This is a genomic window from Mesorhizobium cantuariense, from assembly GCF_042647205.1.
Classification (GTDB): Bacteria; Pseudomonadota; Alphaproteobacteria; order Rhizobiales; family Rhizobiaceae; genus Mesorhizobium; species Mesorhizobium cantuariense.
Map to the genome: position 1 here is coordinate 3227756 of NZ_JBHRVD010000001.1, position 16354 is coordinate 3244109.

A 16354-nucleotide genomic window follows, 5' to 3' on the forward strand; every position below is an offset into this window, starting at 1 on the left:
AAACCTTCCCTAAGGGAAGCTGAGTCGTCGGTATGCTGCTGTAGATCAAACACTTGAAATCAATAGCGATATCCTGATTTTTGCAGACCGTTGTCGTCATATTTCAGCGTGTAATCTGTTGCCTCACGGCAACGGCCGCCGGGGTAATCCCTTTGGCCAGCTTTAAAATTAATGGAAAATGATCAATTGGTGTTACCATCCGTAACAAAAGAAAAAAGGTTTAGGCGGGATCGTGATTCGGGTCGGCAGACCATCGCAAGAGTCAGTACCGGAAAAAACACCTCGCGATGCCGCAGGGCGATCGCTTCTGACACCGGTATCGTCGATGCGCAGCTTCTGGGGCCTGATGCGGGCCTACTGGGTCTCGGACCGCTGGAAGGAAGCCTGGACGCTGACGCTGGTGATCGCGCTGCTCACGGCGCTGTCCAGCAAGGCCGGTGTCTGGTTCGCCGAAGCCTCCGGCGAGCTGGTCAACTCGATCGCCTTCTTCCATGACGCCGCCAATACCACGCCGCTTCGCTCGCTGCTGGTCAATGCCGGCATCCTCGTGCTGCTGGTCGTGCTCAAGGACGCCGGCTTCACCGGCATCCGCAACCTTGTCTCGGCGACATTGCACCGCAAATGGCGCGGCTGGCTGGACAGCCGCTTTAACGAAGCGTTGCTGGATGGCAATCATACGCATTTCCATGCCCAGCATGCGTCGACCGGCAGCGGCGCGCCCGACAACATCGACCAGCGCGTTCAGGAATCCATCAAGGACATGACCGGCGGCGCCATCGGGCTCGCCATGGGCGTGCTGGCCGTCGCCACCTCACTCTTTTTCGTCGGCCAGAAGCTGCTCGAAAACTCCGTCGAGGTGAAGGGGCTGGAGTTCCTCGGCAGCTATGGCAGCGCCATCCTCGCCTTCCTCGCCGTCGCCACCTATGTGCCGCTGAACACATGGATCGCGGTCAAGCTCGGCAGCCTGCTCGAGCGCCTCAACGTCAAGATGCAGCAGGCCGAGGGCAGCTATCGCGGCGAGCTGACGACGTTCCTGCGCCGCTCCTTCCATGTCGCGGCGTCTCAGGGCGAAGGCGTGCAAAGGACCATGCATGGCCGGCTCTATGTCGACATCGACGGCACCTGGACGCGGCTGAACATCGTCAACACCGTCTACATGTCGTTCGAGCTGATCTACAATTTCATCGGCGCCCGCATTGTCGCTTACGGACCGGGCCTGGTGCCGTTCATCCACAACGGTCTCGATCTCAAGGGCTATATAACCGGCTCCGAGCTGGTCAATTCGCTGATCGGCCAATGTTCGTGGTTCATCCACGTCATGCCCGCCATCGCCACGCTGCGCGCCAACAGCCAGCGCGTCACCGAGCTGGCCAATGCGATCGAGAATGTCCAGCACCCGCAGGAGTTCTACAGCCAGACCGGCCGTTCCGACTTCCGCTACGCCAGCCAGAACCCGGTTTTCGGTCTGACCATCCAGAAGCTCGAACTGGCGCATCAGGGCGAAGACGCAACGCCGTTCCTCAGTGTAGCCAATTTGCGCTTCCGGCGCGGCGAATGGACGTTCCTGAAAGGCGAATCCGGTTGTGGCAAGACGTCGCTGATCAAGGCGATCAACGGCCTGTGGCCCTATGGCCAGGGCACCATCGTCTTCCCCGAAGGGGTGAAGAGTTTCTATGCCGCCCAGGAGGTCAAGCTGCAGCAGGTGACGCTGAAACAGCTGGTCTGCCTGCCGGGCTCCGAGCACGACCATAGCGACGCGCAAGTCGCGTCGGCGCTGTACAAGGCCGGCCTTGGCGACTTCCTCTCGCATATGGACGACGAAAGCCGCGAAGGCAAAAGCTGGGATCAGGTCCTGTCGGGCGGCCAGAAACAGAAGCTGGTGGTGGCCCGCATCGTGCTGCAGCAGCCGGGGCTGCTGTTCCTCGACGAGGCGACCGGCGCGCTCGATCCCGATGGCAAGGTTGCCTTCCACCAGGCCATCAAGGACAACTGCCCCGATGTCACGGTGATCAGCGTCATGCACGAGGCGGTGGCGCCGAGATCGATGACCGGCAGCGAATTCTATCACAGCATCGTTGCCATCGCCGAGGGCGTCGCCACCAAGAAGCCGCTGGTTCCGACCCTGCCTGCCGAGCTCACCACCATTCTCGCGCAGCCAAGGCCGGTCGAGGACAAGTGGCTGCGTTTCTCGCGCCGGCTGAAGCAGAAATAACGTCCCGGTGACTGTCCCTTGTGGGGAGGGTTAGGGTTGGGGTCTTCTTCGCAAGAATCCATATGCGATAGCCCTGCCGTGAACTGAGTTGGCTGCGCGATGCGGCGGCCGCCGATCACAGTCTCGCGATCTCGGCCGCGCGCCGGCATTTTCCTTCCTCACCGCGATTGACACGGCAAGGCGCGCTCCTATGTTGCGCCCGCTTGCAGACAGTCAAACGCGAACCCGCAAGCGGAAAGGTCACCGCGCCATGCCTGGCGACAGTCACAGTCGAACGCAACAGCCGTCCGCCTAGACGTGACCTCTCATGGTTCATGTCCTGCCGGACGGCAAGGAGTGAGCCATGAACGAATTTACCGCTGTAGCGAGCGACGAGGCCGTCGCGATCGCCCGTATCCTAGCCAACGATCACGTCGCCGACATTGTCGAGGCCCTGAACAGGGAGCCGCGGGAAACCGCGACGGAACTGCTTTGTGAAGTGACGTTCGAGCGGCTGGTCGAGATCTTCGATCAGCCTGAACTCGACGGCGCGCCCGAATTCATGGACGCGCTGCCGCGCGCCAAGGCGGGCAAGTTGCTCACCGCCATGTCGGTCGACCGTGCCGCCGACATCTTGCGCGAGCTCGACGAGCCGGCGCGTTCCGAACTGCTCGGCGGGCTTGCGCCAGCGTTGCGCGCCACGCTGCTTGCCATCCTCGGTTATCCCGAAGGCAGCGCCGCCTCGATCATGACGACGGAGTTCGTCAGCGTGCCCTCGGACTGGACCGTCGGGCAAACGCTCGACTACATCCGCAAGGTCGAGCGGACGCGCGAAACCGTCTACGCGATCTATATCGTCGATCCGGAAACGCACCTGCTCGTGCGGTCGACCGGCCTGCGCCGGCTGATCACCGGTGAGCCTGACGATTCGATCATGACGGTGGCGCCAGATCGTGTGCCGGTGACGGTCAGCCCGCTGACCGATCGCGAAACCCTGGCGCAGACGATCTCCAAATACGATCTGCTTGCCGTTCCGGTCGTCGACCACGGCAAGATCCTCGGCATCGTCACCATCGACGACATCATCGACACGATGATCGAGGAGACGACCGAGGATGTGCACCGTTTCGGCGGCATGGAGGCCCTGGATGAGCCGTACATGAAGATGAGCTTCCTCGCCATGATCAAGAAGCGCGGCGGCTGGCTGTGCGCGCTGTTCATCAGCGAGATGCTGACGGCGAATGCCATGCAGAGCTATGAGGGCGAGTTGGAGAAGGCGATCGTGCTGACGCTGTTCATCCCGCTGATCATGAGCTCCGGCGGCAATTCCGGTTCGCAGGCGACCTCGCTGGTCATCCGGGCGCTGGCGCTGCGCGAGATCGGGCTTGGCGACTGGTGGCGGGTGGCGCTGCGCGAGTTGCCCACCGGCCTCGTGCTTGGGGCCATGCTCGGCGTGGTCGGCGTCTGCCGCATCGCGCTGTGGCAATATATGGGCTTCTACGATTATGGCCCGCACTGGCCGCTGATCGCCACGACGGTCGGCGCGGCATTGGTCGGCATCGTCACCTTCGGTTCGCTGTCGGGGTCGATGCTGCCGTTCGCCTTGAAACGCTTCGGCTTCGATCCGGCCAGCGCATCGGCCCCGTTCGTCGCCACGTTGGTCGATGTCACCGGGCTGGTGATCTATTTCTCGGTGGCGCTGGTGATCCTGCGCGGAACGCTGCTGTAGCCGCTTCCTTATCTCCGCCGTGGCAAATGGCCTTGCCGCGGCGGAGTTCTGTAGTCCGGCGTTTGCCGTCAATCCACCCGCTCGCCGTCCTTCACGCGATAGGTCGGCTTGTACATGGTGACCAGTTCTTCCGCCGCTGTCGGATGCACCGCCATCGTGCGGTCGAAATCATCCTTGGTCAGGCCGGCTTTCAGCGGAATGGCGAGAAGCTGCGCCATCTCGCCGGCGTCCGGACCCAGTATGTGGGCGCCAAGCACTTTCTTCGACGCGCCATCGACCACCAGTTTCATCAGCATCTTCTCGTCACGACCGGACAGGGTGTGCCGCATCGGCCGGAATGTGGCGCGGTAGATTTCGATGTCGGGGAAGCGTTTGACGGCATCGTCCTCCGACAGTCCGACGGTGCCGATCTCCGGCTGTGAAAACACGGCGGTGGCGATCGTCTCATGATCGGGCGCTGTCGGATTGCCCTTGAAGGCAGTCTCGATGAAGCACATCGCCTCGTGGATCGCCACCGGCGTCAACTGCACGCGGTTGGTGACGTCGCCGATCGCCCAGATGTTGTCGATGTTGGTGCGGGAATACTTGTCGACCGCGATCGCGCCGGTCTTGGTCATCTCCAGGCCGATGCCTTCCAGGCCCATATTCTCGGTGTTGGCGATGCGGCCGATGGCCAGCATGACCTGGTCGACCGTCAGTGTCTTGCCGCCGGTGACGTGTGCGTCGAGCCGGCCGTCCGGCCGTTTGCGGACCGATTCGGACACGGCATGGCAGAGGATCTTGATCCCCTTCTTTTCCATCGTCTCGTGCAGCATGCGCCGCAGGTCCATGTCGAATCGGCTGAGGATCTCCTTGCCGCGATAAACCAGCGTGGTGTCGACGCCGAGACCGTGAAAGATGTTGGCGAACTCGACGGCGATGTAGCCGCCGCCCTCGATCATGATCGCCTTGGGCAGCGCCTTGAGGTCGAAAGCCTCATTGGAGAAGATGCAATGCTCGTGGCCGGGCAGCGCCGGATGGGCCGCCGGACGGCCGCCCGTGGCAATCAGGATCTGGTCGGCGGTGACGGTGCGGTCTTCGCTGAGAAGATGCACGACATGCGGATCGACGATCATGGCGCGCGAGTGAAAGGTCTCACCGCCGGCGCCCTCGACATTCCTCTTGTAGATCGCCTCCAGCCGGCTGATCTCGCGATCCTTGTTGGCGACCAGCGTCTGCCAGTCGAAACTGGCTTCCGGTACCGTCCAGCCATAGCCGGCGGCGTCGGCAAAATGCTCTGGAAATTGCGAAGCGTAGACATAGAGCTTTTTCGGCACGCAGCCGCGGATGACGCAGGTGCCGCCATAGCGATATTCCTCGGCGATGCCGACGCGCTTGCCGAGAGCGGCCGCCACGCGCGCCGCCCGCACCCCGCCCGAACCGCCACCGATGACGAAAAGATCGTAGTCGTAACCGGCCATGACGGGACTCCCCAGGCTTCAGAAAGGTGAGAGACAGGTAGGCCGCGAAGCGCCAAAAGAAAAGCCCGGACAAGCCGGGCTTTCGTGGATGGCCGCAAGGCCGTTTCAAAAACGCAAGGATCAGTTCTGCGTGCCGTCAGCCGGAGCCGATCCATCGGCTGGTGCGGCGCCGTCCGCAGGTGCGGCGGCATCGGCAGGCGCTGGCGGCGCCTTGGCCTTGGCGGCCGCGGCCAGCGTTTCGCCGACCTGCTGGGCGAGATCGCGAGCGAGACCGTTCTGCCAGATGTCGGCTGCCTTGACCAGGTCGCGGGTCACCGTCGGGCCGCTGTCGAGCAGCTTCTTGCCCGAATCGGAATTGTAGAAAGCGGCGATCTCGGTCAGTTCCTTCTCGGAGAACACCTTTGCGTAGGCGAGCGCTGCCTCCTTCTCGAGGTCGGCGCGGCGCGAGGCGAGCGCCAGTGCCTTCTCGCTGATGGTCTTGCCGATCAATTCCTGCATGTCCGGGTTCTTCTGGATGAGCTGCGACTCGAGCGCGGCCGCCGCCTGCGGCAGGATGGCGTCGAACGGGTCGGTCGCATGGATCGCCGCCACCGCCGCGCGGGCTGCCTTCAGGTGCGATTCCGTGACGTCCTGCGAAAACGCCGGCGACGAAAAGGCGAAAACGGCCGAAGCCGCCAGAACGGCGCAGAGGCCGCGAACCCGGTTATGCAACATCATGATCGGTAGAACTCCCTGGTTTTCGGGCGGCATGGACAGTGTGGATCCCGTCGCCGCCGGCGATGATGGCCGCTGACGCCAGCCCGATGAAAAGACCATGCTCGACCACGCCCGGAATGGCGTGGAGAGCATTCGAAAGCGCTCTTGTATCCGGAATGCGGCCAAAAGATGCATCGAGGATAAAATGGCCGCCGTCTGTAACAAAAGCCTGGCCGCCCGTCATCCTCAATATGACCGGACCGGAAAGACTGAGCTTTTCAGCCGCGGCGCCGATCGCGATTTCGGTTGCGCGCAGGCCGAACTGGTTGACTTCGATTGGCAGCGGAAATCGGCCGAGCGTCTCGACCATTTTCGACCGGTCGGCGATGACGATCATGCGTTGGGAGGCGGCGGCGACGATCTTCTCGCGCAGCAGCGCACCACCGCCGCCCTTGATCAGGGTCAGCTCCGGATCGACTTCGTCGGCGCCGTCGATTGTGAGATCGAGCTCGGGTGTTTCCTCCAGCGTCGACAGCGGCACGCCAAGTTCGCGGCACAGCAACGCGGTGCGCTCCGAAGTCGGCACCCCGATGATGGTCATGCCGGTGGCGACCTTCTCGGCAAGCAGCCGCACGAACTCCTCGGCCGTGGTGCCGGTGCCGATGCCGAGCCGCATGCCGTCGCTCACATGGGCGAGTGCCGCTCGCGCGGCTTCGACCTTCAATCGCCTTGCATCCATGCCGCTTGCTGCCCCGAACCTGACGTTGCGGGCTCCTAGCATCTTTGCCGGTCTGGTCAAAGCCCTTGGCAGTGGCGTACTCCCTGGAGACGCGCGGCATCCCATAAGGGACGTGTTGCAACGCGCGACCGGGGGCGATGCGCGGGCAAGGTCCATAGGAATATTTTCTTGGAAATCGTTGACTTCGTGACGGCAGGGATGCTACATATGCGGCCATGGTGCTGATTTGCGCCAACGACCCGCCGCCGTGGCGGGTTTTTCATGTCTGGCTTCTCGCCGCGAAATGCCCGGTCCGATTGGATTGCTTGCCTTGCCGCGCCGCAGCCGCTATCGCCTGCCCATTGCACAAACTGCCCAGGACAGACCATGACCCGCCCGATCATCGTGTTCGACCTCGACGGTACGCTGGTCGATACAGCGCCCGACCTGCTCGACAGCCTGAACCACAGCCTTGCCGCCAGCGAGATCGCGGCGGTCGACGAAGCCGGTTTCCGGCGTTTTGTCGGTCACGGCGGCCGGGTGATGATCGAACGGGCGCACGCCGCCCAGCAGCGATCCCTCGATGTCGCGGAGCACGACCGGCTGCTGAAACTTTTCCTCGATCACTACACAATCAACATCCCCGGCAAATCGCGCCCCTACCCCGGTGTCGTCGAGGCGATCGCGCGCTTCGAGAACGCCGGCTATCTCCTGGCCATCTGCACCAACAAATACGAGGCCAACTCGCTGGCGCTGATCGAGGCGCTCGGCCTGACCAGGCATTTCGCGGCCGTCGCCGGGCAGGACACGTTCGCCTTCCGCAAGCCCGACCCCCGCCACCTGATCGAAACCATCAAGCTGGCCGGCGGCGACCCGCAGCGCGCGCTGATGGTCGGCGATTCGCAAACCGACATCGATACGGCCAAGGCTGCGGGCATTCCGGTGGTGGCGGTCGATTTCGGCTACACCGACCGTCATGTCCGCGAATTCGAACCCTCGGCGGTGATCTCGCATTTCGATGCGCTGACGCTCGACCTGGCGCAAAGGCTGATCGCCGCCGCGGGAAACTAACGGGAAAGCGCCGGCGTCACGTCGCAGATCGGTCCCAAAGGACGGCAAATCCGATCCTTGTCAGAACGCCGGACACTGCCTTGACTTCCCGCACCAGCCTCCCTTATATCGCGGCTCGCTTGGCCTTCGGGCAACGAGCGGGCGATTAGCTCAGCGGGAGAGCACACCCTTCACACGGGTGGGGTCGCAGGTTCAATCCCTGCATCGCCCACCATCTGCTTTCCTGAAATTGCTACCTGATTCGACCTGCGGTAATTTCACTGTTTTGGTCATTGGCGCGTACGTTTCTTGGCGCTGCGGAAGAAAGATACTCCACCACGACCCGAGGTACGAAAGTCGTTTTTGTGCCCCAAACACCGGCGCCAGCGTTGGAGCCTGTCGAGAATTTCGCTTTGTTTTGAATGGTCTCTGGCAGGTGCCTCAAAATTGAGAGGTGCGGTACATTTTCGAACCAGAAAATTCGAAATAACTTTTAGAAATATAGTAGCAAAAATAAAGGGTTAGTCCGAGCCGTGTAGGATTGACACCACGAACCCCTTGCAGCGCCCACTCAGAAAAACGCAACACTTCTAAATCGGCCCGAGAATGATTCTCCATGAAATTCTTAATGGGGAAGTCCGCCGATGCCCAAGCCAGTCACTAAGAAGCCGATGCGCTCCATTCCACCGGAATGGAAACCAACTGCGTACCTCGCGGCGCTGTATCTCATCGAGCGGATTATCGGCCTAGGCTTTGACCGTCTCCACAGTCACTTCTGATGCGAGAAGCTTCTTCTCGTATCGCAGCTTATTTTCGATCGGATGCCTGTCAACTCGCGGACGTGACGGACATGACCATGATCGACCTTTGACCTCGCCCACCAGGCGCCAGCCTTGCGTGGGCACCGCCGACCCAAATGGGCAAGGCTGGAGCAGTAGTGCTCAAAGCCGACCTGTCGACAGTCGCCGATTACAAGATGGCCAGTGACATCATGCACCGTTGGGTAGTTGAAATCGAGAACAGGCCCGAACTTTGGAAATCGGGTACGTTCGATAGAAGCCTGATTGCGACCGCCCGCGAATGGGCGGACCACTACGGTTCGCTGATCTTCTCCATAATCGGGGTAAAGTAATGCCCTTACTGGACTTTGTCGCCGGATTCGGCGTTTCAGCTGTAGCGGGACTGCTGCTTGGCCTTATCGGCATGACAATCATCGGGCCGACCACGACTGGGGGCACGGGCCTAATCATCCTTATCGGCATTGCGATCGGGATTGTAGTCGGTGCGATTTACCGCTCATTCCGGCCAGCCAAAACTCCGCCTAAGAAGAAACCGTGAAAACCCTCCGAAGCGGGTTAACCGGGCCGAACCAAACGCCCGCATGCGTTCGTGTCCTCCAGTAAAGCTCCATTTATGAGTTTACACGCTAGCTAGTGCACGCCGTAACCACAAACCGCCATGCTTCACGGGTGAGGTCGCAGGCTCAATCCCTGCATCGCCCACCATCTGTTTTCCCGATTGCTAATTCAGCAGCTACAATCCGCCCCTTCCCCACCAAAATTCTTCTGGGCGAAATTCAAGGCGCTGCTGTAGCTCGTGTAGCTCTGGAACTGGCAAACGTCGGAGCCGTTCCGCACCTTCATCTGCTCGAGATCCCAGAACGAAACCTCGAAAAGCAGCGGATGTTCTTAGTCTGCCCTGTTTGCTCCCGGATACGTTGCTGCGCATCCTTCAGCATTTGACAAATTTGACGCGAAATGGCCGGAAATCAAGCTCGGAAAGTGCCGACACTAAGGTAGCGCCCCAACGTCCGCCCATCTCTGTGCTATATTGCAATTTCAACACGCACAGGAAGTGTGTGCCGAACACGGGCTGGAGCCGGAAGTACCGCCGCGCTTTCGTTACTGGATTGAGCCGCGAGGAGGATCAAGCATGTCTGACCGCGCCGACGTAGGCCCTCTGCAACTGGGCGAACGAGCGCCCAATTTCGTACTCGACGCAATTACTCGCGAGGGCAAGATAGCTATCGACGATTTCCGCGGCGAGAAGCCAGTGCTGGTTGGGCTGTATCGAGGTCTGCATTGTCCGTTTTGCAGGCGTCATATCGCGACGGTTTCGCTGCTCACACCAGCCCTTAGCGCAAAGGGCATCGAAAGCCTCACCGTGGTGAACACGCCCATCGAGCGGGCGCGCCTTTATCTCCGGTACCATCCGATGGTTGGTTTGCTTGCTGCATCCGATCCGGAGCGCGTTTCACACCGCGCCTTTGGATTGCCCAATATGCAAATAACTGAAGGCGAGAGCGCATTGCCGCACAAGGTCTCAATGAGCGATGTGAAGGCGATGCGGGTCAACGTGCCGGGCGAAATGCCTGAGCCGATGGATCCGTTTGCCACGCTCGAATATCTGAACAAAAAAGACAATTACGATATCACTGAAGCGGACCAGAAAATGATGGCGACCGGCGTGGGCCAGCTCATGGGCCAGTTCCTGCTCGACCGCAACGGCGTCGTTCGCTGGACGTTCTCCGAGGTTTTCGATGGCGGCTTGGGCGCCCACCCGAACTCTGAGGCGATGATGTCGGTCGCGTCGCATATTGGTCAGTAGCGGCGCAGTTGCGGACATCGGCTGCACGGATAGCAGGTGTTATGCAAACCGTTAGTTCGAGCCGGGGTCGCCACGCTTCGGCGAGGTGCCAGCGGCAGCCTCCCGCTGGACGGCCACATACGGAACCGGGAGTCTCTTCCTGTGCGTCTGGAGAACTCGATGCGTGACGGCGCCAATTTTGAGCACAAGCTGGCGGCGCCCGCGATCAGCGCTTCATCGCGTGCAGGATGGCCTGCATGTGCTCTTCCAGGTCGAGTTCACCCCGAGCCTCAGCGGTCAACAGGTACTCGGCCTTAGCCCGGCGGTCGCCTCGGCTGATCGCAGGATAGGAACAGATGGCCAGCAATGCGTCCTGTTCAATCCGGTCTGCCCTCTTGCGTTCTTGGCTGCTACTGCCCGCTTGATGAACAACCCTGTGAAGCCCGACATAGGTGGCTTCATGGGTTCCGATCAGCGCCCGCAATTCGGGTGAGGCCCCTTCCCCTTCAGCAAGCGTCGGTTCAACGGCCGAGGCCAAGGCGGCGAACGCAAGAAGTGTACGGCGGGTGACTTCGGGCATGCCTCATATCCCTGCTGTCTGATCATGCAGGCACACCATAGCACCGGCGCAACGGTTCGGAGAGATGCTCTGGGACGCGACCACACTGTCTGCTGACAAGATGTCTTCGCTCCCGCAGCTCGCCCTCCTAGGGTTGGCCGGTTGAGGGCCCTGAAAATCGAAAGCGCAGCGCGTTGGGGCTCACAAGCCACCCCTCACCCCGCCTGCCGATTAACCCGGGGGCGGGGCGATCGGTGGGACGACAACATCGCCCGTCGGGTGCCTTCGCGCTGTCAACCGCATCCCAGCGGTGTGGCCTTAAGTCGCAATAACTGGCTTCCGAAAGCAGCGCCTCGGGCTTCATTGATGCTGCGACCAACACCATATGGTGAGCCACAGCCCTCCAAAACGAGAGAAGCTCGCCCTGACGCGGTCGCACTGCGGCCGTCAGCCGGCAATGGCTATGAACTAGGAACCTGAAAACCATGCCTGAAAATATCAGACTAACTTCGAGAGACGTCCCCCTCATTCAGCTGGGCCTCTATCAGTGCCGCTTCCCGGTGAGCGAAGACCCGTCAGTACCCGGCGGTTACCGTTTTTGTGCTGGGCCAACTTCGCCGGATCGCGTCTATTGCGATCACCACCACAGCATCGTGACCGCCGTCGACCCTCGTCGAACCCGTTCAGGTCTCCACCCCGCTCAACGACGCGCCGCGTAAGTTAAACGGGCTGCGGCCCGTCGAACAGGTAAGCAAGGGCTCAGGGTGATGCGCTCCACATCAGTTGGGGACATCGTCGGGGGCAACGACATGACGCGTGCGCATAGGAAGACCCCCTGAGTGATAGCTGGCAGCGTTATGGCCGGAATATCACGACTTTTTTGGGAGGACCGCCCTTTTCCTGGCCATATGTGATCTGACTTTCATTAGCGTGTTTGCAGAAACGGTTTTTGCACATCGGGCGGAGGTTGGATCGTGACGTTCAATACCAGGGTTGCACCGGGCAACCTTCCCGGAGACGATTGTGGAAGAGGGATCGTGGAAGAGAGATTGGAATTGCCCGCTCCGTCAATGGCCTTTAGACAACTCGACTCATGAACGATGTTTTCCGCCACACGCTAGTGCATCCGATGGGGAGCGAAGCTCGCCCCTTGCCGTTCGGCAAGAGGGACGCCCAATGGAACCCGGAGATGGTGGTGACCTGTCGCCGGCTGATTGCCGCGTACAAGGCGACCATGCTGCAGGAGAGCCGGCTCAAGCAAATCACGGACGACGACCTCTGGTCGGCATTGATGCGCGACAATCTCGGTCAGATGTTCAGCCTGATTCACGCCGAAGATGCGGAGCAGCTGTCGCGCTATCTCGTCGATTTCGGCAAGGAATACACCTGGTTCGGCGGAATTACGACGGGCATCGACGGCTATACCTATTGGGATCGCGACGAGCAGTTTGTTGCGTACAGCTATTTCGACAAGTTGCTCTGCCTGGGCGAGGCGCTCGGAGTCCTGTCGGTGGAAAGCCCCGAACAGGGGACGGACGGGAAATGGGGCAAGAACAGTCTTCAGGATCCAGACGAGATCGTGGACGCCATAGAAGCACAGCTCGGCATACGCATCATCCCGCCTGAGGGGCCGGTTCATGTCGCCGGTCTGAAAATCAGGGGTGGCCTGCTCCATTACAGGCACATCAACGCACTCTATCTGGCAACCCGGATCCGGGACATTGCCGCACCCGAAGACCGGATTTGCGAATTTGGCGGAGGGCTCGGGCTTGCCGCATTCTACCTGAACCGGATGGGCCGCAAGGATGTCACGATCTTCGACCTTCCAATCGTGAACGTCCTGTCGGGTTACTTCTTGATCGGAACCCTCGGCCAGGAAGCCGTTTGCCTTGAAGGCGAGCCCTCGCGCAGGGACGCCATCAAACTGAGAGCGAACTGGAATTGCGTCAATGAAGCGGACCGCACCTTTCAGGTCACCGCCAACCAGGATTCATTTCCGGAAATCAATCGCCGCATCTTTGACGAATATGTGCAACAGATAAAGCGCATCACATCGGGCTTCTTCCTCAGCATCAATCATGAGGGCGAGCAACTCATCGCTAGCGGCGCGCGGCTTCTTCACGTTTCAAAGCTGCTGGGTGCCGATCGGAGCTTTGCTCGTACTTACAGGAGCCCCTACTGGCTCCGCAGGGGCTATGTGGAAGAACTGTATCGGATTGAAAGCGGCACATCAGCGGGCGCGGCGGACTAGCCTGCCGGACCGACGGGCTCTCCTGGCCCGGTATCGATGCGGCGTACCTTGCGGAACAAACCGGCACGCCTGCGAGTTTCTGTCCGAGGAAAGTTGAGGGAAAGCCATGTCCAGATTTCTGCTGGCGACCAGCGTCGCCGTTCTTCTCGCCGCCGGACCTGCCTTGGCCGCGGACGATGCTCCGTTGCCGCAGCCCAATGCCAAGAAGCTGTCGGAGATCATTGCCAAGGTCGAACAGCGCGACGGCTTTCGCTACGTGAAAGAGGTCGACTGGGATAGCGGCGCCTACACCGTCACCTACTACACGTCGGACAAGGCGAAGGTCGAAATCACCTACGATCCTGTGACGGCGGAGCCGAAATAAGGGTCCCGGCAGACAACGGCAGCAATTTCACGAAAAGTCTGAAATGGTTTTCCGTCCGGCATTGCGAGCTGGAGCGGTTCTGCGTTTTCGTGAAACGATAGACCGCTCCAGCTCCGCATCGTATCCCGCGACCTGCCAACCGGCGCCTCCCCTTGCGTCAGTCTCGCTTTGATGGCTGACTGTCGCGCCAGGGGCCGCATTGGGGATGGGCATGGCGACGGCGCAGCACATACTGAAGCGCATATTGATGATGTTAGCCGGCTACTTCGTGTCGGTGCTGGTCGGCCTGATCGCCGTGGCTGTGATCTATGGCGTGCTCAGTTCCTTGCCCAACGCGCCCAGCTATTTCGACTTCATGGGGGTCTCGCCGATCGCGGTCCTGCTGGTGCCGCCGCTCGGCATGTTCGTCTATGTCCTGACGATTGTGGTGACGGCACTGCAGACGCTGATCTTCGCGCTGATTGCCGAGTTCTTCTCGCTGCGCAACTTCCTGCTGCACATGCTCTTCGGCGCCGCCGCCGCGGTCGGTGGCTTCGCCCTGATCTGGCCGAGTGCACCGGAGGATATGTATCCGGAGCGCTGGGTCGACATCGGCATCATCGCCGCTGCCGGCCTTGTCGCCGGGTTGCTTTATTGGCTGATCGCCGGGCGGGACGCCGGCTTCCGGCGACCGCTGTTGGAGCGCTAAATTAACTCGACGGTGAGCGCACCGCCTCGGTGGCGTCCAGGGCCTGCTTGAGCCGTGTGTCGCGGTCGTAGACGTCGCCGAAATACTCGACCTTGCCGGATAGATCGGGCCAAGCGGTGAAATAGGCGACATAGACCGGGATCGTGCGTGTTACGTTCTCGGTCGCGTGGCCGTGCTTCAGCTTCTCGGCGATATAGTCCACCGAGGTGCCGAGCACTGCCGCCGCCATACCGCGCGGGTCCTGCAGCCGCACGCAGCCATGGCTTAGCGCGCGCATATCACGCTGGAAGAATGATTTCTGCGGCGTGTCGTGCATGTAGATCGCGTGCTTGTTGGGGAACAGGATCTTCAACTCGCCCAATGCATTGGCCTCGCTCGGCTGCTGGCGCACGCTGTAGGGGATGTTCGAGCCATAGGCGCCCCAGTTGACCGCCGACGAAGGAATGCGCTTGCCGCGCGAATCGGTCACCTCATAGCCGGCCCGGTCGAGATAGCCCGGATCGTTGCGCAATCTCGGCAGCATCTCGTTGACGATGATCGACTGCGGCACGCCCCAATAGGGATGGAAATCGACCTGCTTGATCTGGTCGTAGAAGAAGGAGGTCTGATTGGTGGTCCGGCCGACGACGACACGCGTCTTCAGCTTTTCCTCGCCATTGTCGATGTAGCTCGCGGTGAACGCCGGCTGATTGATGAAGACGCGCGGGCTGCCGAGATCCGAGGGCAGCCAGCGCAATTCCTCCAGCGCCACTTCCACCTTCAGCAGCTTGTCGGCCTTGGATGTTCCGGCCAGCGACGCGACGGTGCGCGGCCCGATGACGCCGTCGCCCTTCATGCCTGCCTTTTGCTGCACGGCCTTGATGACGGGGACCAGTTCCGGATCATAGACTTCGCTGGTGGCCAGCCTGGACAAGACTTCGCCGTAGGCGCCGCCCATCTCGTCATCGAGATTGCGCGCGATCAAGGTCAGCAGCTTCGGCAGTTCCGGGCTGGTTTCGCCCGGCTTCAACAACAGTTTGGGGTCGACGACGATTTCGTTTTCAGCGCTGGCCTGCAGCGATTCGAGTTCGACGCGCAGCGCCTGGTATTCCGCATTCTGCGGATGCCGCGATTCGAGATAGGTGCGCACTTGCTGGGTATGCGCCAGCGTCCTCAGCACGCCTTGCAAGTCGAGCGGCTTGGCCGGGAAATCATAGTAGCCGGTTATCCGATTGGGCTCGACGCGGCCGTTCTGGGCGTCATGGGCATAGCGCAGCACGCGCGCCGACAGTGCCATCTCGAAACGGACGAGTTCTTTCAGTTGCGCATTGGCATCGGCCGGCGATGCGCCGGCAGCGGGCACTTCGACCGTATAGTCGGCGGGCGTGAGGCCATAGCTTGAAGCCTCGCCAAGCACGCGCACCGCATCCTGCGCGCGGCTGTTGAGGCTGGTTCCGCTGATCCAGATGAAATCCGGATTGGCCGAGTAATACGCGATCAGCGCCTTGGCGATGTCGGGCTCGGCTAAGAGTTCGTAGTCACCCAAGCTGGCAACCGCATCACGAAACGCAGCGCCCGTTGCTGACGGCACGAAAGCGGCATCCTGCGGCGTCGCCGGCTCTGGTGTCGCGGCCAGTGCCGAGAAGTCGACGCGAACCAGCCGGTCGGCCTTGTAGGTGTAATAGGATGGGCTGCTGATTCTCGCACCGCCACCACCGCTGGCCGGCGCCTTGGGCTTGTGCTTCGGTGGCGGCGGAAACTCGCCTTGCGGAGCGTGCTTGACGCCGCCGCCGAAAAGCATGTCGAAGAGCCCCTGAGCGCCGGCCTGAGGCACACCGAAAGCGAGCGTTGCCGTGATCGCCATCAGCGGCATCACGGTTGCTTTGTTTCCGAGGAATTTCATGGATCACCCGCTCCGGCCGCAACCGGTTCCCGTTCCGCACGTCAGACCGTCTCGCCCACCGCATGGCGGATGTAAGGCGCGACTATACTGATTCATACCGATTTCGTTAAGCTTTCATAAATTTTGGAACGCCTGTTGCAGAACGGTTTCACAACATCGTGACGGCTGGAGCGTTTTCGC

14 protein-coding genes and 1 tRNA gene are annotated in these 16354 nt (G+C 61.1%); 10 read left to right on the forward strand and 5 right to left on the reverse strand.

The window, feature by feature from the left end; genetic code table 11:
• Positions 1-325: 325 nt before the first annotated feature.
• The gene (locus ACFOJ9_RS15500) at positions 326-2212 is read left to right on the forward strand and encodes an ABC transporter ATP-binding protein/permease (RefSeq protein ID WP_378979621.1); all 1887 of its coding nucleotides are present in this window, start codon (positions 326-328) and stop codon (positions 2210-2212) included.
• A 343-nt stretch (positions 2213-2555) separates the two neighbouring features.
• On the forward strand, positions 2556-3920 hold the full coding sequence (gene mgtE / locus ACFOJ9_RS15505; RefSeq protein ID WP_378979622.1) for a magnesium transporter: 1365 nt from the start codon (positions 2556-2558) through the stop codon (positions 3918-3920).
• Positions 3921-3988: 68 nt separating this feature from the next.
• Here mgtE and gor read toward each other — a convergent pair whose 3' ends face one another.
• The 3 genes from gor to rpiA form a co-directional block, all read right to left on the reverse strand.
• Positions 3989-5380 (reverse strand): glutathione-disulfide reductase, encoded by a 1392-nt coding sequence (gor, locus tag ACFOJ9_RS15510; protein WP_378979623.1) that lies wholly within the window; start codon positions 5378-5380, stop codon positions 3989-3991.
• A 120-nt stretch (positions 5381-5500) separates the two neighbouring features.
• Positions 5501-6097 carry a DUF2059 domain-containing protein gene (locus ACFOJ9_RS15515; protein WP_378979624.1) on the reverse strand — a complete coding sequence of 199 codons (597 nt, stop codon included), beginning with the start codon at positions 6095-6097 and terminating at the stop codon, positions 5501-5503.
• Positions 6084-6815: a ribose-5-phosphate isomerase RpiA gene (rpiA, locus tag ACFOJ9_RS15520; protein ID WP_378979625.1), complete on the reverse strand. Its 732-nt coding sequence runs from the start codon at positions 6813-6815 to the stop codon at positions 6084-6086. The genes ACFOJ9_RS15515 and rpiA overlap by 14 nt, the downstream gene beginning before the upstream one ends.
• Before the next feature lie 366 nt (positions 6816-7181).
• Between rpiA and ACFOJ9_RS15525 the strand changes: the two genes are divergently transcribed.
• From ACFOJ9_RS15525 to ACFOJ9_RS15540, 4 genes are all read left to right on the forward strand, one after another.
• Positions 7182-7865 carry a phosphoglycolate phosphatase gene (locus tag ACFOJ9_RS15525; RefSeq protein WP_378979626.1) on the forward strand — a complete coding sequence of 228 codons (684 nt, stop codon included), beginning with the start codon at positions 7182-7184 and terminating at the stop codon, positions 7863-7865.
• Between the two features lie 139 nt (positions 7866-8004).
• A tRNA-Val gene (locus ACFOJ9_RS15530) sits at positions 8005-8079 on the forward strand.
• A 702-nt stretch (positions 8080-8781) separates the two neighbouring features.
• On the forward strand, positions 8782-8976 hold the full coding sequence (locus ACFOJ9_RS15535) for a hypothetical protein (protein WP_378979627.1): 195 nt from the start codon (positions 8782-8784) through the stop codon (positions 8974-8976).
• Between the two features lie 800 nt (positions 8977-9776).
• The gene (locus ACFOJ9_RS15540; protein ID WP_378979628.1) at positions 9777-10451 is read left to right on the forward strand and encodes a peroxiredoxin-like family protein; all 675 of its coding nucleotides are present in this window, start codon (positions 9777-9779) and stop codon (positions 10449-10451) included.
• Positions 10452-10656: 205 nt separating this feature from the next.
• Here ACFOJ9_RS15540 and ACFOJ9_RS15545 read toward each other — a convergent pair whose 3' ends face one another.
• On the reverse strand, positions 10657-11010 hold the full coding sequence (locus ACFOJ9_RS15545) for a hypothetical protein (protein ID WP_378979629.1): 354 nt from the start codon (positions 11008-11010) through the stop codon (positions 10657-10659).
• A 464-nt stretch (positions 11011-11474) separates the two neighbouring features.
• Here ACFOJ9_RS15545 and ACFOJ9_RS15550 point away from each other — a divergent pair, with 464 nt between their 5' ends.
• The 4 genes from ACFOJ9_RS15550 (at position 11475) to ACFOJ9_RS15565 (ending at position 14292) form a co-directional block, all read left to right on the forward strand.
• On the forward strand, positions 11475-11708 hold the full coding sequence (locus ACFOJ9_RS15550; RefSeq protein WP_378979630.1) for a GcrA family cell cycle regulator: 234 nt from the start codon (positions 11475-11477) through the stop codon (positions 11706-11708).
• 374 nt (positions 11709-12082) lie between these two features.
• On the forward strand, positions 12083-13240 hold the full coding sequence (locus ACFOJ9_RS15555; protein WP_378979631.1) for a hypothetical protein: 1158 nt from the start codon (positions 12083-12085) through the stop codon (positions 13238-13240).
• A 106-nt stretch (positions 13241-13346) separates the two neighbouring features.
• Complete coding sequence (locus ACFOJ9_RS15560) at positions 13347-13604, forward strand: PepSY domain-containing protein (protein ID WP_378979632.1); 258 nt, start codon at positions 13347-13349, stop codon at positions 13602-13604.
• Between the two features lie 205 nt (positions 13605-13809).
• Positions 13810-14292: a hypothetical protein gene (locus tag ACFOJ9_RS15565; RefSeq protein ID WP_378979633.1), complete on the forward strand. Its 483-nt coding sequence runs from the start codon at positions 13810-13812 to the stop codon at positions 14290-14292.
• A gap of 1 nt (position 14293) precedes the next feature.
• Here the strand turns inward: ACFOJ9_RS15565 and ACFOJ9_RS15570 are convergent, their stop codons facing one another.
• Positions 14294-16174: a L,D-transpeptidase family protein gene (locus tag ACFOJ9_RS15570; protein WP_378979634.1), complete on the reverse strand. Its 1881-nt coding sequence runs from the start codon at positions 16172-16174 to the stop codon at positions 14294-14296.
• Between the last annotated feature and the right edge of the window lie 180 nt (positions 16175-16354).